This window comes from Nocardioides sp. Soil796, from assembly GCF_001429525.1.
In the GTDB taxonomy this organism is placed as follows: Bacteria; Actinomycetota; Actinomycetes; order Propionibacteriales; family Nocardioidaceae; genus Nocardioides.
Window position 1 is genome coordinate 112395 of sequence record NZ_LMSQ01000017.1, and the last position, 25065, is coordinate 137459.

General features: G+C 71.0%; 19 protein-coding genes. 10 read left to right on the forward strand and 9 right to left on the reverse strand.

What is annotated here, in order from left to right:
- Positions 1 to 82: 82 nt before the first annotated feature.
- Complete coding sequence (locus ASH02_RS07555; RefSeq protein WP_056675853.1) at positions 83 to 670, reverse strand: YciI family protein; 588 nt, start codon at positions 668 to 670, stop codon at positions 83 to 85.
- A gap of 303 nt (positions 671 to 973) precedes the next feature.
- Here ASH02_RS07555 and ASH02_RS07560 point away from each other — a divergent pair, with 303 nt between their 5' ends.
- Genes ASH02_RS07560 through rodA form a run of 5 tightly spaced genes read left to right on the forward strand, consistent with a single transcriptional unit; the run spans position 974 to position 6732 of the window.
- Complete coding sequence (locus ASH02_RS07560; protein ID WP_056675856.1) at positions 974 to 2002, forward strand: rod shape-determining protein; 1029 nt, start codon at positions 974 to 976, stop codon at positions 2000 to 2002.
- Positions 2002 to 2916: a rod shape-determining protein MreC gene (gene mreC / locus ASH02_RS07565; protein ID WP_056675858.1), complete on the forward strand. Its 915-nt coding sequence runs from the start codon at positions 2002 to 2004 to the stop codon at positions 2914 to 2916. Before ASH02_RS07560 ends, mreC begins: the two co-directional genes overlap by 1 nt.
- 1 nt (position 2917) lies before the next feature.
- Complete coding sequence (gene mreD, locus ASH02_RS07570; protein ID WP_056675861.1) at positions 2918 to 3430, forward strand: rod shape-determining protein MreD; 513 nt, start codon at positions 2918 to 2920, stop codon at positions 3428 to 3430.
- Positions 3430 to 5544, forward strand: coding sequence for a penicillin-binding protein 2 (mrdA, locus tag ASH02_RS07575; protein WP_056892275.1), 2115 nt, complete (start codon positions 3430 to 3432; stop codon positions 5542 to 5544). The genes mreD and mrdA overlap by 1 nt, the downstream gene beginning before the upstream one ends.
- 3 nt (positions 5545 to 5547) lie before the next feature.
- A complete protein-coding gene (gene rodA, locus ASH02_RS07580) occupies positions 5548 to 6732 on the forward strand; it encodes a rod shape-determining protein RodA (protein ID WP_056675867.1) in 1185 nt (394 codons plus the stop codon).
- Between the two features lie 170 nt (positions 6733 to 6902).
- On the opposite strand, the gene ASH02_RS07585 is transcribed toward rodA, so the two are convergent.
- From ASH02_RS07585 to ASH02_RS07600, 4 genes are all read right to left on the reverse strand, one after another.
- Positions 6903 to 7580, reverse strand: coding sequence for a response regulator (locus ASH02_RS07585; protein WP_056675868.1), 678 nt, complete (start codon positions 7578 to 7580; stop codon positions 6903 to 6905).
- A 16-nt stretch (positions 7581 to 7596) separates the two neighbouring features.
- A complete protein-coding gene (locus ASH02_RS26010; protein ID WP_056675871.1) occupies positions 7597 to 8322 on the reverse strand; it encodes a response regulator transcription factor in 726 nt (241 codons plus the stop codon).
- Complete coding sequence (locus ASH02_RS26015) at positions 8319 to 8960, reverse strand: sensor histidine kinase (protein ID WP_156393476.1); 642 nt, start codon at positions 8958 to 8960, stop codon at positions 8319 to 8321. Before ASH02_RS26015 ends, ASH02_RS26010 begins: the two co-directional genes overlap by 4 nt.
- A 134-nt stretch (positions 8961 to 9094) precedes the next feature.
- The gene (locus tag ASH02_RS07600; RefSeq protein WP_162262578.1) at positions 9095 to 12256 is read right to left on the reverse strand and encodes an MDR family MFS transporter/patatin-like phospholipase family protein; all 3162 of its coding nucleotides are present in this window, start codon (positions 12254 to 12256) and stop codon (positions 9095 to 9097) included.
- Positions 12257 to 12475: 219 nt separating this feature from the next.
- Here ASH02_RS07600 and ASH02_RS07605 point away from each other — a divergent pair, with 219 nt between their 5' ends.
- Positions 12476 to 13381: a hypothetical protein gene (locus tag ASH02_RS07605; RefSeq protein ID WP_056892280.1), complete on the forward strand. Its 906-nt coding sequence runs from the start codon at positions 12476 to 12478 to the stop codon at positions 13379 to 13381.
- Positions 13382 to 13384: 3 nt separating this feature from the next.
- On the opposite strand, the gene ASH02_RS07610 is transcribed toward ASH02_RS07605, so the two are convergent.
- Positions 13385 to 17215: an adenylate/guanylate cyclase domain-containing protein gene (locus ASH02_RS07610; RefSeq protein WP_162254305.1), complete on the reverse strand. Its 3831-nt coding sequence runs from the start codon at positions 17213 to 17215 to the stop codon at positions 13385 to 13387.
- Between the two features lie 208 nt (positions 17216 to 17423).
- Between ASH02_RS07610 and ASH02_RS07615 the strand changes: the two genes are divergently transcribed.
- Positions 17424 to 19391, forward strand: coding sequence for a TIGR03960 family B12-binding radical SAM protein (locus ASH02_RS07615; RefSeq protein ID WP_235530201.1), 1968 nt, complete (start codon positions 17424 to 17426; stop codon positions 19389 to 19391).
- Positions 19392 to 19524: 133 nt separating this feature from the next.
- The gene (locus ASH02_RS07620; protein WP_057294523.1) at positions 19525 to 19902 is read left to right on the forward strand and encodes a nuclear transport factor 2 family protein; all 378 of its coding nucleotides are present in this window, start codon (positions 19525 to 19527) and stop codon (positions 19900 to 19902) included.
- Positions 19903 to 19966: 64 nt separating this feature from the next.
- Here ASH02_RS07620 and ASH02_RS07625 read toward each other — a convergent pair whose 3' ends face one another.
- Genes ASH02_RS07625 through ASH02_RS07635 form a run of 3 tightly spaced genes read right to left on the reverse strand, consistent with a single transcriptional unit; the run spans position 19967 to position 22889 of the window.
- Positions 19967 to 21217 carry a CynX/NimT family MFS transporter gene (locus ASH02_RS07625; protein WP_235539011.1) on the reverse strand — a complete coding sequence of 417 codons (1251 nt, stop codon included), beginning with the start codon at positions 21215 to 21217 and terminating at the stop codon, positions 19967 to 19969.
- On the reverse strand, positions 21214 to 22023 hold the full coding sequence (locus ASH02_RS07630) for a DUF4190 domain-containing protein (protein ID WP_056892283.1): 810 nt from the start codon (positions 22021 to 22023) through the stop codon (positions 21214 to 21216). The genes ASH02_RS07625 and ASH02_RS07630 overlap by 4 nt, the downstream gene beginning before the upstream one ends.
- On the reverse strand, positions 22020 to 22889 hold the full coding sequence (locus tag ASH02_RS07635; RefSeq protein WP_056892284.1) for a hypothetical protein: 870 nt from the start codon (positions 22887 to 22889) through the stop codon (positions 22020 to 22022). Before ASH02_RS07635 ends, ASH02_RS07630 begins: the two co-directional genes overlap by 4 nt.
- Before the next feature lie 142 nt (positions 22890 to 23031).
- Here ASH02_RS07635 and ASH02_RS07640 point away from each other — a divergent pair, with 142 nt between their 5' ends.
- Both ASH02_RS07640 and ASH02_RS07645 read left to right on the forward strand, forming a co-directional pair.
- Complete coding sequence (locus tag ASH02_RS07640; RefSeq protein ID WP_057294778.1) at positions 23032 to 24213, forward strand: winged helix DNA-binding domain-containing protein; 1182 nt, start codon at positions 23032 to 23034, stop codon at positions 24211 to 24213.
- A gap of 59 nt (positions 24214 to 24272) precedes the next feature.
- Positions 24273 to 24980: a TIGR03936 family radical SAM-associated protein gene (locus ASH02_RS07645; protein ID WP_057294524.1), complete on the forward strand. Its 708-nt coding sequence runs from the start codon at positions 24273 to 24275 to the stop codon at positions 24978 to 24980.
- The last annotated feature ends 85 nt before the right edge of the window (positions 24981 to 25065 follow it).

A 25065-nucleotide genomic window follows, 5' to 3' on the forward strand; every position in this document is an offset into this window, starting at 1 on the left:
AACCTACTGCGCGGAGCCGCGGGTTGACCATGGCCTCAGTGAGCCGCAGTGTCAGCGGTGGTCCCGCGCCCGGACTGGCGGGTCACTGGCGGCCGCCGAAGCGCCAGTCGTGAACTTCCAGCGGTTCCCCGGCCAGGGACGGAAACGCCTTCTCGAACACCGCGTTCGCTGCGTCACGGTTCGGCGCGGGAGCGGCGACCGCGACGCCCCGGGCAGGACTGTGTTCGGCGTCCGCCTCCTCAAGGATCCCGCAGACCGCGAGCTCCCCGGCCACGCCGGGAGGGAGCTGCCACGACTCGCTGTCCTGCAGTGCGGCCGAATTCTCCGGACGGACCAGCATGAAGAACATCGGCAGGTCCACGGGCTGAGGAAACTCCCACATGGTGCGGCCGATGAGGTTGGTGAAGCGCCACACCGAGTGCTCGGCGTACGCCCCGGCCTGGTGGTACGGCTCGTCATTGATGAACGCCAGAACCGCCTCGGGGGTGGGCAGCTCCAGCACGTGGATGCTGCCCAACCAGGATTGTCGGTCGGGGCCCAACAGGGGGCCGCGCGCCGTCAGCGCGTCGGCGACCCTGTCGTAGTACGCCCAGTGGCGCTCGTCGAGATCGTGGTCGTCGTCAGTCTCCGCAGCGAGGGCTGAGGCGCGGCTGTGGATGAGGTAGTCCATGCGGATCCTTGGTTGTCGGAGTCATGCGTCCGGAGAGCCAGGGGTCTGGCTCGTCGGCGACGGGCGTTCCGGGCTGCCCGCCGCGTAGCAGGCAGCGATCACCACCATGGTGTCCGGAGGTCCAAGTCCTACTCTGACTGCGGGCAGCCAACTGACCGGCCCGCCGGCCACGACCGCTGCGGGCCTGTTACCGCGTGTCCTACCGGGGAACGCCGGTCGCCGAACCTACCCTCGGATGCGGGCGTGTCGTGCGGTTGCGACACGCAACTTCCCCCAACTACCGCACACGAGCAAGGGTTTCGGATGGCGAACAGCCTCATCGGTCGCGACATGGCCGTGGACCTCGGTACGGCGAACACACTCGTCTACGTCCGCGGCAAGGGCGTGCTGCTCGACGAGCCGTCCGTGGTCGCCCTCAACTCCACCACCAATGAGATCCTCGCCGTCGGCCACGAGGCGAAGCGGATGATCGGCCGTACGCCGGACAACATCACCGCGATCCGGCCCCTCAAGGACGGCGTGATCGCCGACTTCGACGCGACCGAGCAGATGTTGCGCTTCTTCATCCAGCAGGTGCACCGCCGTCGCTACTTCGCCAAGCCCCGCCTGGTGATCTGCGTGCCGAGCGGCATCACCGCGGTCGAACAGCGCGCCGTCAAGGAGGCCGGCTACCAGGCCGGCGCCCGACGCGTCTACATCATCGAGGAGCCGATGGCGGCGGCGATCGGCGCAGGGCTCCCCGTGCACGAGGCCACCGGCAACATGGTCGTCGACGTCGGCGGCGGCACCACCGAGGTCGCGGTGATCTCACTCGGCGGCATCGTGACCAGTCTCAGCATCCGCACCGCCGGCGACGACCTCGACCAGGCGATCATCGCGTGGATGAAGAAGGAGTACTCCCTCATGCTGGGGGAGCGCACCGCCGAAGAGATCAAGATGACCCTCGGGTCGGCGTTCCCGCTGCCCAAGGAGCCCGAGGCCGAGGTCCGCGGCCGCGACATGGTCTCCGGCCTGCCGCGCACCGTCGTGGTCTCCAGCGCGGAGGTCCGCCAGGCCCTCGAGGAGCCCTTGCACAACATCGTCGACTCGGTGCGCACCACGCTCGACCAGACGCCTCCCGAGCTGGCCGGCGACATCATGGACCGCGGCATCGTGCTCACCGGGGGCGGCGCACTGCTGCGCGGCCTCGACGAGCGGATCCGTCACGAGACCGGCATGCCGGTGCACGTCGCCGACGAACCACTCAGCTCGGTCGCCCTCGGCGCCGGCAAGTGCGTGGAGGAGTTCGAAGCCCTCCAGCAGGTGCTGGTCACCGACCCGCGGCGGTTCTGATGGAGCAACGCTGGAAGGGCTCCGACGGCCGCGAGAAGGGCAACCGTCCGTCCGGGTCCGTGGTCGTCGCGTTGCTCTTGGCCTGCGCCACGCTGATCACCCTCGACGCCCACGGCGGCCAGGACTCGCCCATCGAACCTGCCCGCCGGGTCGCCGGTGAGGCGTTCGGTCCCGTCGAGACGTTCACCGCGGGCGTCGTACGACCCTTCGCGGCCGTCCCCGACTACTTCGGCACCCGCAAGGACCTCCGCGAGCAGGTCTCCGAGCTCGAGGCCGAGAACGCCGAGCTGCGGCGCACCGTCGAGACCTCAGGGCTCGACCGCAACCGCCTCGCCGAGTACGACGGCCTCACGCGTGCGGCCGCCGACACCGGCTACGACCTGGTGCCGGCCCATGTCATCGCGGTCGGCTCCGGCCAGTCGTTCTCCCACACGGTGACCATCGACGCCGGCACCGACTCCGGACTCCACGCCGACATGACGGTGCTCAGCAACGACGGCCTCGTCGGCCGGGTCATCCGGGTCACCCGCACCACCGCGACCGTGCTCCTGATCGTCGACGCCGACTCCGTGGTCGGTGGCCGCCTGGCCTCGAGCATGGAGATCGGCTTCCTCGGCGGTCGCGGCATCATCGACAGCACCGGCCGCCTCGACCTCGACCTGATGGACGACTCCGTGGTCGCCAACGCCGGCGACGTCGTCACGACGTGGGGCAGCAAGGACGGCACGCCGTACGTCGCCGGCGTCCCGATCGGCCGCGTGGTCTCGGTGATCAACAGCCCGCGCGAGACCTCCCGACGTGCCGTGATCGAACCCTTCGTCGACTTCACCGCCCTCGACCTGGTCGGCGTCGTCGTACCCACCGGCTCCAGCTCCGACCGTGACGTGGTCCGCGCCGGACAGGGAGAGGACTGACATGACGCTGCTCCGTGGCCTCGTCGCCCTTGCCGTGGTGGCCTTCGCGACCGTGCTCCAGGTGAGCCTGTTCCCGCACTTCGCCTGGGACGGCATCGTGCCCAACCTCGCCCTGCTCGTGGTCGTCGGTGCCGCGCTGGTCCGGGGGCCGCAGTTCGCGGCCACCCTGGGCTTCGTCGCCGGCGTCCTGATCGACCTCGCACCGCCCGCCGACCACATCGCCGGGCGCTGGGCGCTGGCCCTGGTCATCGTCGGCTATCTCGCAGGCCGGGCCCGCCAGGACATCCGCCCCACCGCGGTCGTCACCGTCCTGACCGTGGCCGCCGCGTCGTTCGTCGGGTCCTCGATCTTCGCCCTCTCCGGGCTGCTGCTGCGCGACCCCGTCGTCGGCGTGTCCGACATGCTCGAAGTGATCCTGGTCGCCGTGGTCTGGGACGTCCTGCTCACGCCGTTCGTGCTGCCACCGGTGATGCTGCTGTTCCGGCGGCTCGAGCCCGCCCAGGTGGCCTACTGATGGCGTCGAGCACGGGGGAGCGCAGCCGCCTGCGACTGATCGTGGTCCAGGCCCTGGTGCTGAGTCTCTTCGTCACCCTGTTCGCCCGGCTCTGGTACCTCCAGGTCGCCGCCGGCGAGGTCTACCAGGCCAAGGCCGCCTCGCAGTCGATCCGCGAGATCGTGCTCCAGCCCGACCGTGGGCTGATCGTCGACGCGCAGGGCCGCCCACTGGTCGCGAACCGCAGCTCGTGGGTGATCTCGCTCGACCGCACCACGCTCGGCAAGCTGCCCGAGGACCAACGCCTCCAGCTGATCCGCCGGGTGGCGAAGGCCACCGGCGCCAAGGTGTCCGCCGTCAAGGCGCGCCTGGTCAACTGTGGCGACGCCGACGCCGTGGTCGGCACGTGCTGGAACGGCTCGCCCTACCAGCCCGTGCCGATCGCCGCCGACGTCAAGACCCGGGTCGCGCTGCTGATCAAGGAGCAGGCCGAGGACTACCCCGGTGTGCTCGCCCAGCAGGAGTCCGTGCGTGCCTACCCCCAGCCCTACGGCGTCAACGCCGCGCACATCCTCGGCTACCTGAGCCCGATCACCGAGGGTGAGCTCGACGAGGCGGAGGCCGACGACGACATCTCGGTCAACGGTGCCTCACGCGTGGGACGGGCAGGGGTCGAGAAGGAGTACGACGCGTTCCTGCGCGGGATGCCCGGCTACCAGCGGGTCGAGGTGAACTCCATGGGTGCGGTGATGAAGGAGCACAGCCTCGACGCCGGCACGCCGGGCGACACCCTGGTCACCTCGATCGACGCCAAGGTGCAGGCCGTGGCCGAGCAGCAGCTGGCCGAGACGATCAAGACCGCGCGCAAGACCTTCGACGAGGTCTCCGGCAAGAACTACGTCGCCGACTCCGGCGCCATCGTGGTGATGGAGGCCCGCACGGGTCGACTGGTGGCGATGGCCAGCCAGCCGACGTACGACCCGTCGGTGTGGGTCAACGGCATCACCCAGAAGCAGCTGGCGCGGCTCTACTCCGAGCAGGCCGGCACCCCACTCCTGTCGCGGGCCACGCAGGGCCAGTTCGCCCCCGGCTCGACGTGGAAGCCGATGATGACCGCCGGCGCCCTGACCCACGGCTACACGACCGACACCCGGTTGAACTGCTCGTCGGCCTTCCAGGTCGGCAACCGCGCGTTCAAGAACTACGAGTCCGGTGCCTACGGGTTCATCGGCTTCGACAAGGCCCTCGAGGTCTCGTGCAACACCTTCTTCTACCGCGTCGGCTACGACTTCTGGCGCCGGTTCGGCTCCGACGTCTCCGACGTCAACGCCAAGGACCCGTTGGTCGAGGAGGCCAAGAAGTTCGGCTTCGGCTCCACCACCGGGCTCGACCTCCCCGGCGAGGCGTCGGGGCGCATCGCCGACCGCAAGTGGAAGCGCGCCTACTACGAGTCGATGAAGGACTACTACTGCGGCCTCGAGAAGAACCCGCCGAAGGACGCCAGCTCGTTCCTGCGCCGGTTCGCCCACGAGTTCTGCGTGGAGGGCTACGCCTACCGCGCCGGTGACGCGGTGAACTTCGCGATCGGCCAGGGCGACACGATCGTCACCCCGCTCCAGCTGGCCCGGGCGTACGCCGCGATCTCCAACGGCGGCACGCTCTGGAAGCCGCGGGTCGGCAAGGCGATCGTCGACCCCGCCGGCAACCTCGTCCGCCGGATCAAGCCCGAGAAGCAGGGGCAGGTCAAGGTGCCCAAGAGCGTCCTCGGCTACATCGACAACGCACTGAAGGGCGTCACGCGTCAGGGCACGATGGCCTGGCGGATGGGCGGATTCCCGCTCGACGAGGTGCCGATCCGCTCCAAGACCGGCTCCGCCGAGGTCTACGGCAAGCAGTCGACCTCATGGGTCGCGTCGTACTCCGGCGACTACGTCGTGGTGATGATGGTCTCGCAGGGCGGCACCGGCTCGGGCACCTCCGGGCCCGCCGTACGCAAGATCTGGGAGACGCTCTACGGCATCGACGGCGAGGCCGTGAAGCGCGACCGCGCTGCGATCCCCGGAGTCGTGGCCGGCAAGGAGCTGCCGGTCTTCGCCCAGGACGGCAGCGTGCTGCCGCCCAGGAAGAAGGACTAGGCCATGTCTCCCACACGGCAATCGCCGGCTGCGCGCAGGGCGCCGGGCCTTGACTGGATCCTGATGGCCGCGTCCATGGCGCTGGTCGCCCTGGGCTCGTTGCTGGTCTGGTCGGCCACCTCCCACCGCGACGGGCTCACCGACGGTGACCCGACGACGTACCTCAAGAAGCAGCTGGTCAATGTCGCCATCGGCATCGTGCTGATGGTGATGGTGCTGGCCACCGACCACCGTTGGGTGCGGATCGTCGCGCCGTTGATCTACTTCGCGTCGGTGATCGGGCTGGTGCTGGTGCTCGTCATGGGCAGCACGATCAACGGGTCGCGCTCCTGGCTGATGCTGGGTGGCATGTCGATCCAGCCCTCGGAATTCGCCAAGCTGGCTGTGGTGATCGGCATGGCCCTGCTCGTCGCCGAACGCTCCGAGGGGTCGTGGCGTCGCAAGGTCGGCACCGGCGACGTGGTCGGCATGCTCGCCATCGCCGCCGTACCCGCCGCGCTGATCCTGCTGCAGCCCGACCTCGGCACCATGCTGGTGCTGACCGCCACCGTGTTCGGCGTGCTGGCGATCTCGGGTGCACCGCGCCGCTGGCTGGCCGGCCTGCTGGGCGCCGGCGTGGTCGTGGCGTGGGTGGCCGTGGCGGCCGGGTTCCTGAAGGACTACCAGATCGACCGGTTCATGGCGTTCACGAACCCCGAGCTCGACCCGCGCGGGGCCGGCTACAACGTCGAGCAGGCCCGCATCGCGATCGGCAACGGCGGAGTCTTCGGACAGGGCCTCTTCGACGGCTCCCAGACCCGCTCCGGCTTCGTGCCCGAGCAGCACACCGACTTCATCTTCACCGTCGCCGGCGAGGAGTTCGGCCTGGTCGGCGCCGGCGTGCTGATCGCACTGCTGGGCGTCGTCGTGTGGCGCAGCCTGGCGATCGCGATGCACTCCGAGGACATGTTCGGGCGGGTGGCCGCGGCCGGCATCGCCTGCTGGATCGGCTTCCAGGCGTTCCAGAACATCGGCATGTGCCTGGGCATCATGCCGGTCACCGGTGTGCCGCTGCCGTTCGTGTCGTACGGCGGCTCGTCGATGTTCGCCGGCATGCTCGCGCTGGGCCTCTTGCAGAACATCCACCTGCGCTCGACGGCCTCACTGCCGACCCGGTTCGTCACTCCGCGCTCCCTCGTCTCCCGCTGAGTTCGCCGTACCGTCGCGAACCGTGTGTTCTTGATGCGCGAACCGTGTGTTCTTGATGCGCGAACCGCGTGCTCTTGCGTCGCGACCCTGCAATTGTTGATGCACGAACCGGCAATGCTTGATGCACGAACCGGCAGTCCTTGCGCTCAGTGCGGGGCCGCCCGGTTGCGTCAGGGGCCGACCGACCGAGGAGTGCCCTTGACCCCGGCTCGTCGGGCGACGGCCACAGCCGTCAAGGTCGAGTGCACCTCGAACTTGTGCAGGATGCTCTGGACGTGTGAGCGGACGGTGTTCGCCGCGATGCCCAACCGCAGGGCGATCTCCTTGCGGGAGAGACCGTCGACCAGGCAGCGCAGGACCTCGAGCTCGCGCTCGGAGAGCCGTCGGATCGCGTTGTCGTCGTCGGCCTCCCTGGTGCCCCAGGCCGGCAATGATGCGCAGACGGTGGTCAGGAGACGCCCGGGCACCCGGGTCTGGCCGTCGGCCACCGCACGGATCGCCTCGATCAGGCTCTCGGCGGAGTCCAGCTTGGACACCCACCCACGGACCCCCGAGCGGAGCGCTTCGAGGCCGCGATGGTCGGCGTCCATGCCGGTGACCAGCACCACCTGCAGTGCCGGCCACGTGGCGAGCAGGTCCCTTGCCAGCTCCAGGCCGTCCTCCTGCTGCAAGTAGAGATCGAGGACGACGAGGTCGACGGGCCGGTCCCGGAAGAGGGCCCACGTCGCGGCGGAGTCGCGTGCCGTGCCGACCACCACGAGGTCGGGTTCCGTGCCGAGGCGGCTTGCGATTGCGTCGCTGAAGACCCGATGGTCGTCCACGATCGCGATCCTGGTTCGTGTGGACACGGTTCCACCTTCCGCCTCAGATGGCCTGGCGTGAACCTCCGAGCGGGCCATCGTCGGCTGCGTCATCGGGGGGAGACCAGGTCACGGCCCCACCCCGCAGGTGGGCAGGCCAGGTGACTGAGGAGGAATGGGCGGTGAGCAGGGCGGCGGCCTGGAGTCGTGAGTGGACGCCGAGCTTGGTGAGCACGCCCTGCACGTGCGTGCGCGCGGTGCTCGCGCGCACCCCGAGCCGCGTCGCGATCTCGGCAGTGGTCAGTCCGTCCATGAGGCAACCCAGAGCGTCCCACTCGCGAGTGGTCAGGAAGCGCAGCTGCCAGAGCGGATCCGGGCGGATCGCATCGCCGTGCCCGGCCCCGTGCACCAGGTCGGGGTCCACCGCCAGGTGCCCGGCTCCGGCTCGCTCGACGTACGACACGATGTCCGGGAAGGGCCTTCCCTTGCCGACGAAGCCGCTGGCGCCCTCGCGCAGGGCCCGGGCGACCGAGGTGTGCTCGGTCCAGCCGGACATGATGACCACCCGGGTGGTCGCGCTCGCAGCCAGCAGCGGACCGATCAGGTCGAGACCGCTGCCGTCCGGGAACCCGATGTCCAGCAGACACACGTCGGGGGCGCGGGTGCGCACGGCCTCCAGGGTCTGCCGGCGCGTCGTGGCCAGGGCGAGCACCTCGTGCCCATGGTCCGTGAAGCCCAGGGCCATCGCCTCGAGCAGCAGGAGGTGGTCGTCGCCGAGGACCAGCCTCATGACGCCACCGGAGACGAAGGGGCGTTGGCCAGACCGATGCGGGCGACCATGCCGCCGTCCGGGTGCGGCCGCAGGTCGAAGGTGCCGTTGCACGCGGCGATCAGCGCCCGGGTGAGGGCCAGTCCGAGGGAGGTCCGCTCCGGCACCCACCCCAGACCCGGGCCGTCGTCCCGGACCGTGACGATGACGTGCTCTGCCTCCCGGTCGACGGTCACCGCGACGGCGCCGTCCGGTCCAGCCGCTCGTACGGCGTTGTCGACCACGCAGGAGAGAGCGCGGGTCAGGGCGGTCGGACGCGCGAGGCACCGAGGCGACGATCCCTCCACACTCACCGCGCAGGTGGTCGTGGCAGCGGACGCCGCCACGACCAGGGAGGCACAGGCAGCCACGTCGAGCGCGGCGACCTCGTCGTCGGCCGCGTCGACGAGCACCTCGTCCACCAGGCGGGCAAGCCAACGTGTCTGGTCGGAGATCAGCCCGAGCCTGCGGAGCAGGTCGCCGTCCGCGGTGTCGCGAGGCGAGGGGGAGGCGAGGGCCAGGATCGCCGCCAAAGGTTGCCGCATGTCGTGGCACAGGCCGCGCACCGGGTCGACGTCGGGCTCGTGCGACACCCGACCTCTCGTCGTTGTCGTGGTCATGCGTGTCCCTCCGCCGGCCCGGAGCCGAGGTGGGCAGCATCCGCCCGTGCCACAGGCGGTTGATCCCTACAACCTATGGGCGCCCACAGCCGACGGACAATAGTCACATCGGACCATCGATCCGGGGTGCTGCGTCACCCGTCTGCGGTAGGTGCGGGCGCGCCCTCCCTGGCGGCCACGAGCCGGCGGCCGGCCAGCAGTCCGGCGTCGTAGAGCAGGTCGAACTGGTGGAACTCGAGCAGGCCGGCTCCCATCGAGGGCAGGGTCACCACGGTCGCACCGGCCGCGAGCGCGCCGGCCGCTGCACCGCCGCTTCCGATCAGCATGGTCCTCAGGAGGGTCTCGCCGAGTGAGGGAGTGCGGAGGGCTCGGTCGTTGCGTGTGGCACCACCGCTCTCGGCGGAGCCCCCCATCCCCACGTTGGCCGCGATCACCGGGCCCTCGTCCCGCTCGAGCAGTGCCCCCGTGGGCAGGTTGGCGAGCACGCCACCATCGACCAGCAGCCGACCGTCGAGCTGCACCGGCGGGAACAGTCCCGGCAGCGCGGACGTGGCCATCAGGGCATCGACCACGCTTCCTCGTCGGTGCACCACCACCTCACGCGCGAGCAGGTCCGTGCTGACGCACCGGAACTGCGCCGGCAGCTCCTCGATCGTGGTCTCGCCGAAGCTGCGGAGCAGTGCGGCCCGTTGGCGGTCGCCCTTGGCCAACGACACCCGCGGCACCGTGTAGTCCGAGAACGGCTTGCGGCGCACGAACTCGGCGTACACGATCTCGCGCATCTCGGCTGCGGACCGGCCGGACGCGTGCAGGCCCGCGAGGACCCCACCGATGCTGCAGCCCGCGATCCGGTCCACGACGATACCGGCTTCCTCCAGTGCCGCCAGGAGGCCGACATGGGCCAGTGCGCGGGCGCCTCCTCCGGCGAGCACGAGGCCGAGGGAGCGACCGGTGATCCGATCGGCCAGGGGGCGCAGGGCACCGGGGACCAGGTTGTCGACGGCGGTCACCTGCCAGGCGTCGGTCGCCCGCGCCCACCCGGAGCGGTCCTTCCCGGTGGGTCCCGGGCCGACGAGGACCAGGTCGGGCCCGGGCGGCAGCTCGGGCCGCGGTTGCTCGGGCCGCCGGTCGCCGCTGCAGACGGCGACGACCTGGTCGGCCTGCCGGACCGCCCGGGCCCACCACTCCGGGTCGGTCCCCGGGTCCTCGGCGACCAGGAGGACGCAGGGGTTCGTCCGTTCGGCACGGGCGAGCGACTCGTCGTCCAGTGGGCCGGTCAGCTCGACGGCGAGGTGCGGGACGAGACAGGAGCGGATCCCCTCGGCCACCTCGCGCGACGGGGCACCGCGATGCAGCCCGACGACGGCGACGGTTCGTGAGCCACTCTGGCCGCGCACGGGTACGGCGGGGTGCGCCAGCTGACCGGCCAGGACCGTGGCCACCGCGCGCCCCGCGCCCGGCGCGTTGTCCATCACCTCGCGCAAGGCCCGAGGCCGCAGCCGCAGGAGCACGGAGTCGCGTCTGGCCTTGACGGTGGCGCTCCGGTCCGAGTCCGTGAGCAGCGCGAGCTCCCCGAGGACCGCGCCCGGGCCGAGCAGCCGGAGAGACCTCCCGGCGACCGAGACCTCCAGCCGTCCGGTGACCACCGTGTACGCCGCGTCCGCCGGGTCGCCGGCCCGGAACAACACGTCGCCGGCCGCGAGCAGGACCCGCTCGGACGAGGCCTCCAGGTCTGCTCGGGCCTCCGGGCCGAGCCGGGAGAGGAGGGAGTCTGCCTGCCCCACCGTCCCGGTCGACACCTCGTCCCCGGCGCCGTCGGCACCGGGCTCGGGAACCGTGATCACGAGCCCCCTCCCGGCCGTGGCGAGGAGGTCGTCGGCGCCGGTCGCCTCGCCCTCGTGCCGCCCCCCGAGCGCGAGGCTGACCACGGCACAGGCCGCGAAGCAGGCGGCCGCGAAGAGCCACCCGTGGCGGAATGCCTCCACGGCCTCGCCAGGGCCCGGCGTACCGATGATGGCCACGAGCGCGGCGATGCCGAGCACGCCCCCGAGCTGCCGGAGGCTCGCGTTGACCGCCGACGCGGTCGCGTAACCACCTCCCGGGACCGAGGCGAGGGACGCGCTGCCCAGGATCGGCAGGGTGGCCCCGACGCCGATCCCGCTGAGCACCTGCCCGGGCAGCCACTCGGACACGAAGCGCGGCTCGACGCCGACCTCGAGCGCGTACCAGACGTAGGCGGCAGCCCAGAGGATCGCGCCGGGGATCACGACCAGTCGGTACCCGTGGGACTGTGCGAGCGGTCCGAGCACGCCAGCGACCACGGCGGCCACCAGGGCCGCCGGGACCAGTGCCAGCCCTGAGGTCAGCACGTCGTAGCCCCAGACGTACTGCAGCCAGAGCACGTTGGTCAGCAGGTAGGCGTAGAAGCCCATGCCGGCGATCGTCGATGCGGTGTTGGCGACGACGAAGCCACGCACCCGGAGCAGGTCGCGGTCGACGAGCGGGGAAGGATGCACGCGCGAGCTGGCGACGAAGGCGGCGGTGGCGACCACGGCGCCGACCACGCACAGGAGGACGCCGATGCTGGTCCAGCCCCAGTCGTTCCCGGTCGTGATGGCGGTGGTCAGCAGGGCGAGGGCGACCGCGAGGGCGAGGGCGCCGCGCAGGTCGGGCACCTTGCGACGTCCCGGGCTGCGGCTCTCCACGAGGCCCCGCCGGGCCGCCACGATCGCGAGGAGCCCGAACGGCACGTTGACCAGGAAGGCCCAGCGCCAGTTGCCCCACTCGACCAGCGCGCCCCCGATCGGTGGACCGAGCCCCGCCGCCGCCGCGGCGCTGGCCCCCCACAGGCCGACCGCGTGGGCCCGCCGCGCAGCGGGGAAGGCCTCCACCACCAGCGCCAGGGACGCCGGTACCAGCATCGCGGCCCCCAACGCCTGCAGCCCGCGGGCCACCAGCAGCCACGGCACGGATCCGGCGACCGCGCACAGCACCGATGCCGCCACGAAGAGCGTGAGCCCGGCGATGTAGAGACGGCGGCGCCCGAACAGGTCGGCCAGGCGTCCGAAGACGACCATGGCCGCGGCCAGCACGATGTTGTAGACGTTGAGGACCCACGACAGCTCACTGATGGAGGTCCCCGGAAAGGACGCGCGAATGCTGGGGAACGCGATGTTCACGACCGTCACGTCGAGGAAGGCGAGGAAGGCGCCCATGGCCGCGACGAACAACACTGTCCCCTGCGCCAACCGGCTCGTTCCTGCCGCGTCCGAGGCCGACTTCAGGTGCACTGTCACTCGTGTTCCCCTTCCCAGTCCGAAGGCTAGAGAGCACCGACGAGGGCGTGCTCGGTCAGCGGTGCTAATACATCTGGGGGAGGTGACGGGCGTGCCGGCGTACGCCATTCTGAGCATGCGCCCGGCGGGGTTTGGGGCCAGTCTGGAGACGGTGCCCAATCCCGACCAGAACAGGCGACGCCCATGTCCCGACACTCAGCTCGTCGTCCACTCCGCCTCATGGCAGTCTTCGCGCTCGTCGTGGCCGCGACCCTGACCGGTGTGGTGTCGCAGTCTGCTGTCGGCGGCCAGTCGAAGGGCTCCCTCGTGGTCGTGGCGGTCAACGACGCCGGCACGGGCCTCGCCGGTGCCGTGAAGGGGCGCCCCTTCTCTGTCGTCGTGGAGGCGCGCGACCCCCAGGGCGTCCCCTTGCCGGTCACCAAGGCGACCACCGTCGTCCTGTCGGAGCAGTCCGGCCCGGGCGCGCTGTCCGGGAGGCCGAGCGGGGTGATCCCGAGGGGCGGGTCCCGCACCACGATCACGGCGACCTACTCCGCCTTCGGCAACGGCGTCGTCCTGGACGTCGCCGTCTCCTCCGGGGTCGACCTGGATCCCGGAGGGGCGACCATCGACGTCGCCGCCACGGCCGTACGCGCCGGCGGCACGCCGGGTGCACCGACGACGGTCACCGACCCGGGATGCGCCGTCCCGACCGCCACCGCCCCGGTCTGCGGCTACCTTCAGCTGCCCAACGGCGCCAACGGCCAGATCCTGATGTCCGTGGGCGCCTGCACCGGCATCCTCGCCTGCATCACCGACCCGACGAACCAGGCCGGGTTGGTCACCGCCGCCGTCGACCTCAAGGACGGGTCGGGCGCGCCGCTCTACACGAAGGTGGCGCCCGCGTCCTTCGTGATCGGCTGCGACAAGTCGCTGTGCGGCAAGGGAGGCGTGGGGCAGTTCCCGCTCCTGGTGGACGTGACGAACCAGGGAGCGTTCGCCCAGGCCCCGCAGTGCCCGGCCAAGGGACGACTCGGCGACGACCAGACCGTGTGCCTCGACGCGGTGCAGAGCAACCGCGACGGCGCGGGAGACCTCTTCAGCGTGCTCCTCTTCGACTTCGACATCCGCGCCAGCCACCCGTGACGCTCACGTGCCGGTGGGCCACGGCAGAGGCACCCTGACCACCCCGAGCTCCTCCAGGGTCCGCTGGGCCTCGGCGGGGGTCGGCCAGCCGTTGCCCCGCCCGGTCAGCGTGGCGTGACGAGCGGCCACAACCCTGAGGAACCCGCGCTCGTGCGCGAGCTCGGTCGCCGAGCTGAGCTCGAGGCCCTCGGTCAGCGCCAGCGCGGCACCGGGGAGGTCGTCGAGCTCCATCAGTGCCGCGGCGCGGATGCGGTACGCCGAGGGCAGCAGCGTCACGGCGCCGAGTGCCCGGGCGGCTGCGATGGCCGCGGCACTCGTGTCGAGGGCCGGGCGGGGGCGCCCCGCCATGAGGTGCGCCTCCGCAAGCGCGATGTCGGTGTCGGTCACCTCGTGCGGCTCGCCCAAACCGTCCAGCAGCGCGCGGGCGGACAGCAGGAGCGCCTGGCCCTCGGGCCGGCCGTCCCTGGACAGCGCCCGACCCTGCTCGCGCAGGACGAGTCCGACGAGCTCCTCGTCGCCGACCGCCCGGGCCACCCGCATGACCCCCTCCAACTGCACGGCGACCTCGGCGTACCGGCCCTGACGGTTGAGCAGATCGGCCCGGTTGTAGGACGCGTTGGCCTCATTGGCCGCGTCGCCGACCTTGGCGAACATGGCCGCGGCCCTGCCGAACATCTCGAGGGCCTGGGCCCAGTCGCCCTGGAGCAGTCTGCGCATCGCGAGGTTGTTCAGCGAGTGCGCCTGACCACCCAGGTCGCCGGTCTCCTCGAACAGTCGCAGGGCGGCCTCGCCGTGGTGGTCGAGGTCTGGGGTGCCGGTGAAGAGGTGAACGCTGTGCAACACGAGGTGTGCCTGGGCGCGGGCGTCCGTCTCGTCGGCCAGCAAGGCCACAGCCACGGCTTCCCGTGCGGCGACCTCGGCGGCGCCGTACCGTCCCTGGCTGATCAGCACCACGGCCCGGCGGGCCAGGATCCGGGCCCGATGGGCCGCCGAGTCGGGGTCGGGTGAGGCGCCGGCGCTGCGCAGGCCGAGGGTCAGCCTTCGAAGGGCCAGCGAGTGGCGCCCCTGCCGCTGCGCGACCTTGGCCAGCTTGAGCATCAGCAGTGCCGTGCCGGAGGAGGAGTGCCCACTGGCCCAGCCGGCTTGGTGATAGGCGGTGTCCGCGGCATCTGAACGGCCGCAGAGGAAGAGCGCATCACCGAGCGCCTCGAGATCGCTGGCCAGTTCCTCGGGCGGGACCTGGTGGCTGCGGCGGCCGGCCTGCGCGGCGCGGGCGAACGCGTCGGCCGCCGCGGCCGGTGCGAAGCGCTCGTTGGCGCGACGCCCGGCATTGCGGGCGTGCCGCCACGCCTCTTCGAACCGGCCGCCGGCGAAGAAGTGGTGGGCCAGCAGCTCGGGGTGCGTGGCGGCCACCCCGGGGTCCTCCTCGAGGATCTCGGCCGCGCGGACGTGGAGCGCCGCCCTGGTCCGGAAGGGGAGGCCGGCATAGGCCACCTCCCGGTGGATCGCATGTCGGAACGCCATCCGCCCGCCCTCTTCGGAGACCACGAACCCGTCCAGCCGGCCGAGCGCCCGACGAAGGACGGACAGTCCCACGGGTGCGCGGCCGGGCTCCTCCAGCATCCGGCCGAGCAGGCCCAGCGGAAACGAGTCGCCGAGCACCGCGGCTCGACGTAGCAGCGCCCGGTCGACACCGGGGAGGCCGTCGAGCTGGACGGCGAACAGTTCCTCGACCGACTCCGGTGGCTCGCCGAGGTCGTCCCCTCGTACGGCAGCGAGGGTGAGCTCGCGTAGGAACAGCGGGTGGCCACCGGCTCGGCGTACCAGCGCCTCCGCAGCGGCGGGTGGCAATGGGGCCTCGGCGGTCACCACCTCGGCAAGAGTGCGAGCCGAGCTCGTGTCCAACGGTCCGAGCATGATTCGCTCGGCGTCCGGTGACCGCCATCCTCCGGAGTCCTCGCGACAGGACGTGACGAGCAGCCACGGACGACGCCCCGTCTCGGCCGCGATCCGCGACAGGATCTCGCCGCTGGCCGCGTCCAGCAGGTGGGTGTCCTCGACGACAAGGAGGAGTGGGTCGTGGAAGAGCGCGCCGAGCAGGTCGATCACCAGCTGCTGGAGGGCCTCGCTACGGAACTGTTCGTCCAGGGCAGCCACCTCGTCGTGCACGTCGACGAGTCCGACGTCGAGGATCGCGTCGAGGAGCGGCAGCCTCGCGACCAGCTCCGGGGCCGCGCGGTCGACCCGGTCACGGACCCGTGTGGCAGCTACGACGCGGTCCCGGAGCCCACCGATTCCCAGGGCGGTGACCAGGAGGGGGCGCACGGCGCCGAAGGGGGCCTGGGCTCCGCCGTGGTCGCCCGAGCCGACCAGCGTCGCGAAGTCGTCCGCCCCGGACAGCACCTCGGAGACAAGTCGGGTCTTCCCGATTCCGGGGTCGCCCACGATCTCCACCGCGCCACCGGTGCGTCCGGCGCCCGCGCTGTCCCCGCCGAGGCGGTCGAGAGTCGAGGTGAGGACGTCGAGTTCGGCCTCGCGACCGACCAGCACGGTCGCGGCCCTGGAGTCCTCCCCGCCGCGGGGTGAGCCCACCGCGACCGTGCTGACCCGACGGGCAATGCCCTTGAGGGCCAGCGGCGCCCGGGTGGTGAGGTCGAACCCGCGGTGAGAGTGGTGGAGCAGCTCGCTGGGTGCGAGGAACTCACCGGGGGCCGCCTTGGAGGCAAGGCGTGCAGCCAGGTTCACCGCGTGACCCTTGACCGAGTACGTGCGCCGGCTCGTGGGACCCAGGTCGCCGGTGAACACGCGACCACGTGCGATGCCGGCGCGGATCGGGATCTCACCGGCCCGGTCGAGGATCAGCCGAACGGTCGAGAGCAGGTGATCGGTGTCGTCGCCCGTGCTGAGCGGCGCTCCCGCCACGAGCATGAACTTGCCGCCACCGATGCTGATGTCGGTCTCGTGGAAGGAGACCCCGTGCCTGGCCACCGAGCCCTGCACGTTGCGCACCAGCTCGTCCACCGCCCGGGCCAGGTGCTCGGGTCCCTGCTCGCGCAGGAGGTCGTCAGTGCCGTCGAAGAGGACGAAGGCGGCGGTGACCACGCGGTGCTCGGGTTCGTGCGTGCGCGTGAGGTGCGTGCGCAACTGCGGAGGCAACAGGGAGGCGACCACCTCCGAGGGGATCGGGGCCGTCGGGTGCGGGGGAGCGGCAGTCGCCCCGGCCAGCGCGTTGAGCAGTCGGCCGCGGGGCTCCTGCGCCCCGAGCGACGCGGTCGGCAGCAGCCGCGCGGTGGCCGGGCTGACCACGATCTGCCCACCTTCCGCGCTGGCGTCGACCCGGCAGACCTCGCTCGCCGTCGGGCCGAGCACGATCAGCTCCCGGTGCACCAGTGGGTCTCCGGCCAGGACCAGGTGTGTGATGCCGGAATCGATGCCGCTGGAGGCACGCAGCACCACCCGCCCCACGGAGGTGCTCAGGTGCCCGACCTTGGCCAGCACCCGGTGCATGCCGAGCGTGGCACGGGCCGCCCGTGGTGCGTGCTCGTCGCCGTCGAGCATCAGCAACACGGCGTCGCCGCCCCACTTGAGCAGGTCGGCGCCCTCGCGTTCGGCCTCGACGACCAACGCGCTGAACACGGTGTCGAGGACCTCGCTGAGCTCCTCGGCGCCCGCTCGTCCCTGCCCGGAGAGGCGCTCGGTCAGCCTGGTGAAGCCGCTGATGTCGAACATGACGAGGCTCGCGTCGACCTCACGGTGGACCAGGCCCTCGGTGGTCTCCGCCCATCGGGGGAGGAAGCGGGGCAGGTACGCCGCGTGCTCCGGTCGGACGTTCACGGGACCCACAGCTCTCATTCCACGTCCAGCGTCGCAGGAACCCTCGGGTCGGGCGTCCCCAAATCTGGGGAGGGTCCGGCTGTCGCACGGGCGGGGCATGCCGCGCCCGGGATCGGGACGGCCGGTGGCGCCGGTCGAGGAATCGCGGTCACCGACACCCCGGCGTACCCTTGTCTGTCGTCCCCTTGCGCCCCCGAGAGGTTACGTAGTGCCCGCCACCATCACCGCACCCGAGTCCGTGTTCTCACGTCTCGAGCCGAAGCTTCCTTCGGTGCAGAAGCCGATCCAGTACGTCGGCGGCGAGCTGAACTCGACCGTCAAGGACTGGGACTGCGCGCCCGAAGGACCCACGGTCCGCTGGGCGTTGATGTACCCCGACGCCTACGAGGTCGGCCTGCCCAATCAGGGCGTCGCGATCCTCTACGAGGTCCTCAACGAGCGTGACTGGATCGTCGCCGAGCGCACCTACTCGGTGTGGCCCGACATGGAGAAGATCATGCGCGAGGGCGACGCGCACGGCCCGATCCCGCAGTTCACCGTCGACGCCCACCGCCCGGTGCGCTCCTTCGACGTCTTCGGTCTGAGCTTCTCGACCGAGCTCGGCTACACCAACATGCTCAACGCCCTGTCGCTGGCGCAGATCCCGCTGCACGCGGTCGATCGCACCGACGAGGACCCGATCGTGCTCTCCGGTGGACACGCCTCCTTCAACCCCGAGCCGATCGCCGACTTCATCGACGCGGCCGTTCTGGGCGACGGCGAGGAGATCGTGCTGGCGATCTCCGAGGTGATCAAGGAGTGGAAGATCGAGGGCCGTCCCGGCGGGCGCGACGAGCTCCTGCTGCGCCTGGCCAAGAGCAACAACGTCTACGTGCCGAAGTTCTACGACGTGTCGTACGACGACCGCGGCCGCATCGGCTCCGTGGCCCCGAACCGGCCGGGTGTTCCCGACCGGGTCCGCAAGCACACGCTGATGGACCTCGACGCCTGGCCCTACCCGGCCAAGCCGCTGGTGCCCCTGGCCGAGACCGTGCACGAGCGCTTCTCCGTCGAGATCTTCCGCGGCTGCACACGCGGCTGCCGGTTCTGCCAGGCCGGCATGATCACCCGCCCTGTCCGCGAGCGGTCGATCGAGACGATCGGCGCGATGGTCGAGAACGGCATCCGCAAGTCCGGCTTCGAAGAGGTCGGCCTGCTCTCGCTCTCGAGCGCCGACCACACCGAGATCGCCGAGGTGGCCAAGGACCTGGCCGACCGCTACGAGGGCTCCAACGTCTCGCTCTCGCTGCCGTCGACGCGCGTCGACGCGTTCAACATCTCGCTGGCCAACGAGTTCTCCCGCAACGGGCGTCGCTCCGGCCTGACCTTCGCGCCCGAGGGCGGCTCCGAGCGCATGCGCAAGGTGATCAACAAGATGGTCACCGAGGAAGACCTGATCCGCACGGTCTCCGCGGCGTACTCCCACGGCTGGCGCCAGGTGAAGCTCTACTTCATGTGCGGCCTGCCGACCGAGACCGACGAAGACGTTCTCGAGATCGCCGACCTGGCGAAGAAGGTGATCGCCGAGGGCCGCGCGGTCTCCGGTCGCAACGACATCCGCTGCACGGTCTCGATCGGCGGCTTCGTGCCGAAGGCGCACACCCCGTTCCAGTGGGCCTCCCAGCTCGACCACGAGACCACCGACTCCCGTCTCCAGAAGCTGCGCGACGCCGTGCGGGCCGACAAGAAGTTCGCCCGCGCCATCGGTTTCCGCTACCACGACGGTCGCCCCGGCATCATCGAAGGCCTGCTCTCGCGCGGTGACCGCCGGGTCGGGCGCATCATCGAGGAGGTGTGGCGCGACGGCGGTCGTTTCGACGGCTGGAGCGAGCACTTCTCCTTCGAGCGCTGGGAGTCCGCCGCCGAGCGCGGCCTCGAGGGCACCGGCGTCGACCTCGACTGGTTCACCACCCGCCAGCGCGAGTACGACGAGATCCTGCCCTGGGACCACCTCGACTCCGGTCTCGACAAGGACTGGCTCTGGGCCGACTGGGAGGACGCGCTCGACCCCGAGTCGATCGACGTCGAGGACTGCCGCTGGACCCCGTGCTACGACTGCGGCGTCTGCCCCGAGATGAACACCGAGATCCAGATCGGCCCGACCGGCCAGAGGCTCCTGCCGCTCTCCGTCGTCTGACCGCGGGCCCGGTCCATCGCTCACCGAGAGTTGCAGTTCGTACGAGTCTCCTGCGTGAACGCGTACGAACTGCAACTCTCGCGGCCGAAGTCATCGGCCATCCGGGCGTGCCGGGCCTTCTAGGCTGTGCGGCATGACCGACACCGCTGCCCTGGCCCGCCGTTTCGTCGAGACCCTACAGAGGCGTGACTGGGAGGCCTGGGCTGCACTGATGACCGTCGACGTGGTCTACGAGATGCCGCAGACCCGTGAGCGGATCGCGGGACGAGAGGGCTATCTCGAGTTCAACCGCACCTACCCCGGCGAGTGGGAGCTGACGCCGTACGTCGTGATCGGCGACGGGACCCAGGCAGTCGTCTGGTTCACCTGGCGGCTCGACGGCAGCGAGGCCGGAGACGCCCAGGCCTTCTTCGAGTTCGACGATGCCGGGCTGATCACGAAGGTCACCGACTTCTGGCCCGAGCCGTACGACCCGCCCGCGCGACCCGAAGGCCTGATCGAGCGCTGGTGACCCGGGCAGGTCGATGGGCGTCAAGAACGCACGGTTGGCGCGTCAAGAACCCACGGTTCGCGCATCAAGAATGCACGGGTCGCGACAGCTCGTCCTCGATGAAGCGGGGCTGGGCGGCGTACAGCCCGATCAGCAGCTGCGGCACGGTCAGCGCCAGCAGGAAGGCCAGCGGCCAGGTCCAGCCGCCCGTGGCGTCGTAGATCGCGCCGACCGTGAACGGGCCGACCGCGGCGAGCAGGTAGCCGGCGGACTGGGTGAATCCGGAGAGCGCGGCGGTGCCCGCGGGAGTCCTTGAGCGCAGGCCGATCATGGTCAGGATCAGCGGGAACGTGCAGGCGCCGATGCCGACCAGCAGCGCCCACAGGATGGCGAGCGAGTGGGGCGCCAGCATCAGGCCGACGTACCCGACGGGGTAGCAGGCCATCACGGCCAGCAGCACGCCGCGCTGGTCGGTACGGCGAGCAGCGGCCGCGGGGATCCACGACGACAGCGGAATGCTGACCGCCGCCACCACGCCGAGCAACAGCCCCGCATGCGTCGCGGAGTAGCCGTTGTCGCGCCACAGTTGGGCGAACCAGCCGAAGACGGCGTAGGCCTGCAGCGACTGGAGCCCGAAGAACAGCGCCATCGCCAACCCCAGCCGGGTGCGGGCGACCTGGGCGAGCCGGATGTCATGCGGCTCGGCGTCGGGGTGCTGGTCGTGCCCGACCATGAACAGCCAGGGCAGTGCGGCCACCAGTGCGACGATCGCCCAGACACCGAGACCGATCCGCCAGCCGCCGTACGTGTCGGCGATCGGCACGGTGAGGGTGAGGGCACCGGTCAGGCCGATCGCCAGGGCGGTGGTGTAGATGGCGGTGACTGCGCCGACCCGGTCGGGGAAGTGCAGCTTGACCAGGGAGGGCAGCAGCACGTTGGCGGCGGCCATGCCGGCCAGCGCCACCATCGAGAGCGCGAGGAAGGCAGCGGGAGAGTCGACGACGGCCCGGAGCCCCAGGCCGGCCGCGACCACGACCAGGGAGAGCAGCGTGACCCGGTGGACGCCGACGGCCCGGGCCAGCCCCGGGGCGAGTGCGCCGAAGCCGGCGAACGCCACGACGGGCAGCGAGGTGAGGACGCCGGCCAGCGTGTGCGACATGGCCAGCCCGTCGGAGACCTCGGCGAGCACGGGGCCGACGCTGACCGCGGCCGGACGCAGGTTGAGCGCCAGCATCACGATCGCGCCAAGGATCAGCAAGTTGCCCGAGACGCGATGACCAGAACGGCCGTCGGAGAAGCTCCGACGGCCGTTCCTTGAAGCGGGTGAGTCGCTCAACCGATCTTCTTGTCCAGCTTCTCGTCGTCGCTGCGGCCGACGTAGCAGAGGAACTTCTCGTCGGACGAGGGGCTGTTGTCCTCGTTGGCGATGCCGTACTCGACCTTGCCGTCGAGGTCTTCCTCGATGGTGGCGGCCTGGTCACCCACGAGCGTCGAGCAGACACCGAGCGCGATGCCCGCGTCAGTGACGTCGTCGGCGTTGGACGGCATGAAGCCGGAGTTCTCGACCTCTTCGAACTTGCCGACGTGGACGATCTGGGCGTCGTGGTCGTCGGAGCAGTCCTTCTTGGTGATCATCACCGAGTCGCCGTCCTTGTCGACGTTGACGCACTGGCCGACCTCGGCGTTGTCGAGGGTGACCGTGTTCCTGGCGACGACGAAGATGGCGATGCCGATGCCGATCGCGGCCAGCTGCCCGATGATGCCGAGGATGATCGCGGTGACTGCAGCCCAGCGGCCCTTGCGCTGGCCGTTCTTGGTGCGGCCCAGGCCGATGATGCCGAGGATGACCGCGATGATGCCGAGGAAGCAGCACACGATGCTCAGCACGAAGGCGGTGATCGAGAGGCCGTCGGTGCCCTTGCCGGCGTCGTTGCCGCCCTGCCAGGCGCCGTACGGGTCACCAGCAGGCTGGCCGTACGCCGGCTGCTGGCCGTAGGGCTGCTGGCCGTAGGCGGGCTGGTCGCCACCGTAGGCCGGCGGGTCGTTCTTCTGGCCGTACGGCTGGTGCGTCGGCGGAAGGTCGTTGTTGCCGGACTGGTCGCCCGACTCGCCCTCGGAACCCGGATAGGGGGGCTGGGTCATTCGCTGTCTCCTGACACGATCTGCTCGGTGAGTGCGTCACCGTCGCTGTTGCGGATGAAGCACACGACCTGGTCGCCCTCGGACGGGTCGTCGCTGCCCACCAGCGGGCGGACCTCGTTGCCGTCACTGGCCAGGTCGTCGAACGACGTGCCCTTGCTCTCGAGCTCCTCGACGCACTTGCTGCCCGCAGCGTCGATGTCGAACTCCTTGGCGTCGTCACCGCTGAGCTCGTAGGTGGCGAAGACCTCTGCGTCGTGGTCCTCGTCGCACTTCGTCTCCTCGATGGAGTCGATCGTGCCGCTGCCGTCGGCGATGTCGTCGCTGCTGATGCAGGTGCCGGCCGTCAGGTCGTCGATGGCGACGCCCGAGTCCTTGTCGTCGTCGCCGGTCAGGGCCATGACACCGAAGACGGCGCCGACGATTGCCGCGATCAGCACGATCAGGAGGACCGGGATCAGCCACTTCTTCTTGCTGCCGCCGCCGGAACCGCCGCCCTGGGGCGCGCCGTACTGCTGGCCGTACTGCTGCTGCGGGCCGCCGTACTGCTGCTGACCCTGCTGCGCGTACGGGTTCTGCTGGCCCGGCTGCGCGTAGGGGTTGCCCTGCTGCGGTGCGCCCTGCTGGGGCTGGCCGTAGGGGTTCTGCTGCTGGGGCTGTCCGTAGGGGTTGCCCTGCTGCGGTGCGCCCTGCTGGGGCTGGCCGTACGGGTTCTGAGGCTGCTGGGGCTGCCCGTAGGGGTTGCCCTGCTGCGGCTGGCCGTACGGGTTCTGAGGCTGCTGCGGCTGCCCGTAAGGGTTCTGCGGCTGGCCGCCCGTCTGACGGGTCGGTTCCTCGGGTGGGCCGGGGTACGGCGGCTGGTTCGACATGTACTGACCTTCCGGGTCGGCTGTGGCCCATGGCGGTTGGTGATTCGGGGGCAGACTATCCGACAGTTGGCCTCCACAAACCTGTTCCCCGCACCGGGCGTGCCCGAGCCGGGTGTCGGCGCCGGACGGCATGCTGGTGGTCATGCACCACATCGACGACGACCAGCGCCGGGCCCGCCTCGCCAGGCGCCATGCGATCGCCCCCGCGCACCGGGTCGACGGCCCCGTCCCGGCCACCCGGGCGATGACCGTCCTGCACGCCACGGAGCCGCCCAGCGTGCACCTCGCCGTCGCGGCCAGGTCCGACTCGTCGGTCGCCGACGTCGAGGCCGCGTTGTACGACGACCGCACCCTGGTCAAGCAGCTCGCGATGCGCCGCACGCTGTTCGTCTTCCCTCGCGACCTGTTGCCCGCGGCGTGGGGGAGTGCCTCGGCGCGGGTGGCCACGCAGGAGCACGCCAAGATCAGCAAGGACGTCGTCCGCGCCGGTCTCGACGACGACGGAGCAGCCTGGCTGGCCCGCGCCGAGGAGGCCGTGCTCGCGCTGCTGGCCGACGCACCGCGGTCCACCACGCAGATCCGGGAGGCGGTGCCGCAGCTCGACGGCAAGGTCATGGTCGGCAACCCCGACGCGAAGTGGGGCGGAGAGGTGCCGATCGCCCCGCGCGTGCTGACCTGGCTCGGCGCACGTGGGTTGATCATGCGCGGCGTCAACAACGGCCACTGGCGGCTGTCGCGGGCGGCGTGGACGCCCACCGGGGAGTGGATCGGTGACCTGCCCGAGCCTCTCTCGACCGACGAAGGCTACGCCGAGCTGGTCCGCCGCTGGCTGCGGACCTTCGGCCCCGGCACCACCCGCGACGTGCAGTGGTGGCTCGGGTCGACCGTCACCGCGGCCCGTCGCGCACTCGCCGACGTCGACGCGGTCGAGGTGTCCCTCGACGGGGGTGGCACCGGGTGGGTGCTGCCCGACGACCTCGACCCGGTCGAGCCGGTCGACGACTGGGCCGCGCTGCTCCCGGTGCTCGACCCGACCACGATGGGCTGGAAGGAGCGCGACTTCTATCTCGACCCTGCCGACGTGCCCTATCTCTTCGACAGCAACGGCAACGGCGGCACCACCGCCTGGTGGAACGGGCGGATCATCGGCTGCTGGGTGCAGGACGACGCCGGCGTGGTCTCGGTGGTGCCCCGCGGCCCGTTGCCGGCCGGTGCGCGCGCCGCCCTCGACGTCGAGTGCGACCGGCTCACCCGCTGGCTCGGCGGCGTCCGCATCTCCAGCGTCTACGCATCCCGGCAGATGAAGTCGGCCCGGCTGCCCTGAGCCCGGAGGCGGCCCGCGCGGAATCGGCGTGACCGTGCCGCGCCCGATATCGTGCCCCCGTGCGTGAACAGCCCGAACAACAAGCCCCTCCGGTCCAGCGACTCCGCATCCGGTACGCCAAGCGGGGCCGGCTCCGGTTCACCAGCCACCGCGACTTCAGCCGGGCCTTCGAACGCGCCGTCTTCCGGGCCCGCGTGCCGATGGCCTATTCCTCGGGCTTCAACCCGCACCCTCGCATCTCGTACGCCGGCGCGGCGCCGACCGGGTCCGCCAGCGAGGCCGAATACCTCGAGATCGCGCTCGCCGAGATCGTCGACCCGGCCGCGATGCACGAGCTCCTCGCCGAGGCGCTCCCCGACGGGCTCGACATCCTCGAGGTCGTCGTGTCGCCGGGCGGGTCGCTGGCCGACAACCTGCAGGCCAGCCACTGGCAGATCGACCTCGCCCTCGACGCCCAGGTGGCCGTCGACGCGGTCGCGCAGTTCCTGGCTGCCGAGGAGGTCTCGGTCGAGCGGATGACCAAGAAGGGCCTGCGCACCTTCGACTGCCGGGGCGCCGTGCGCTCGATGTCGGCCTCCGCCACCGAGCGGGGCGTGCGGATCGACGTCGTGCTGGTCCACGGCGTCCCCAGCGTGCGACCCGACGACGTGCTCACCGGTCTGGCGCAGGTGGCCGGCCTCGACCTGGCCTCCGGCGGCACCCTGCTGACCCGGGCCGCCCAGGGCGTCCTCCTCGACGACGGCGCGATCGGCGACCCGCTGGCCTGATCGGCATTGGCCGGGTTTCGGCGCCTGTGTGCGATACTCGCCACAGGTCACCGTGCTGCGGCTTGCCGCACACACCGACCCGACG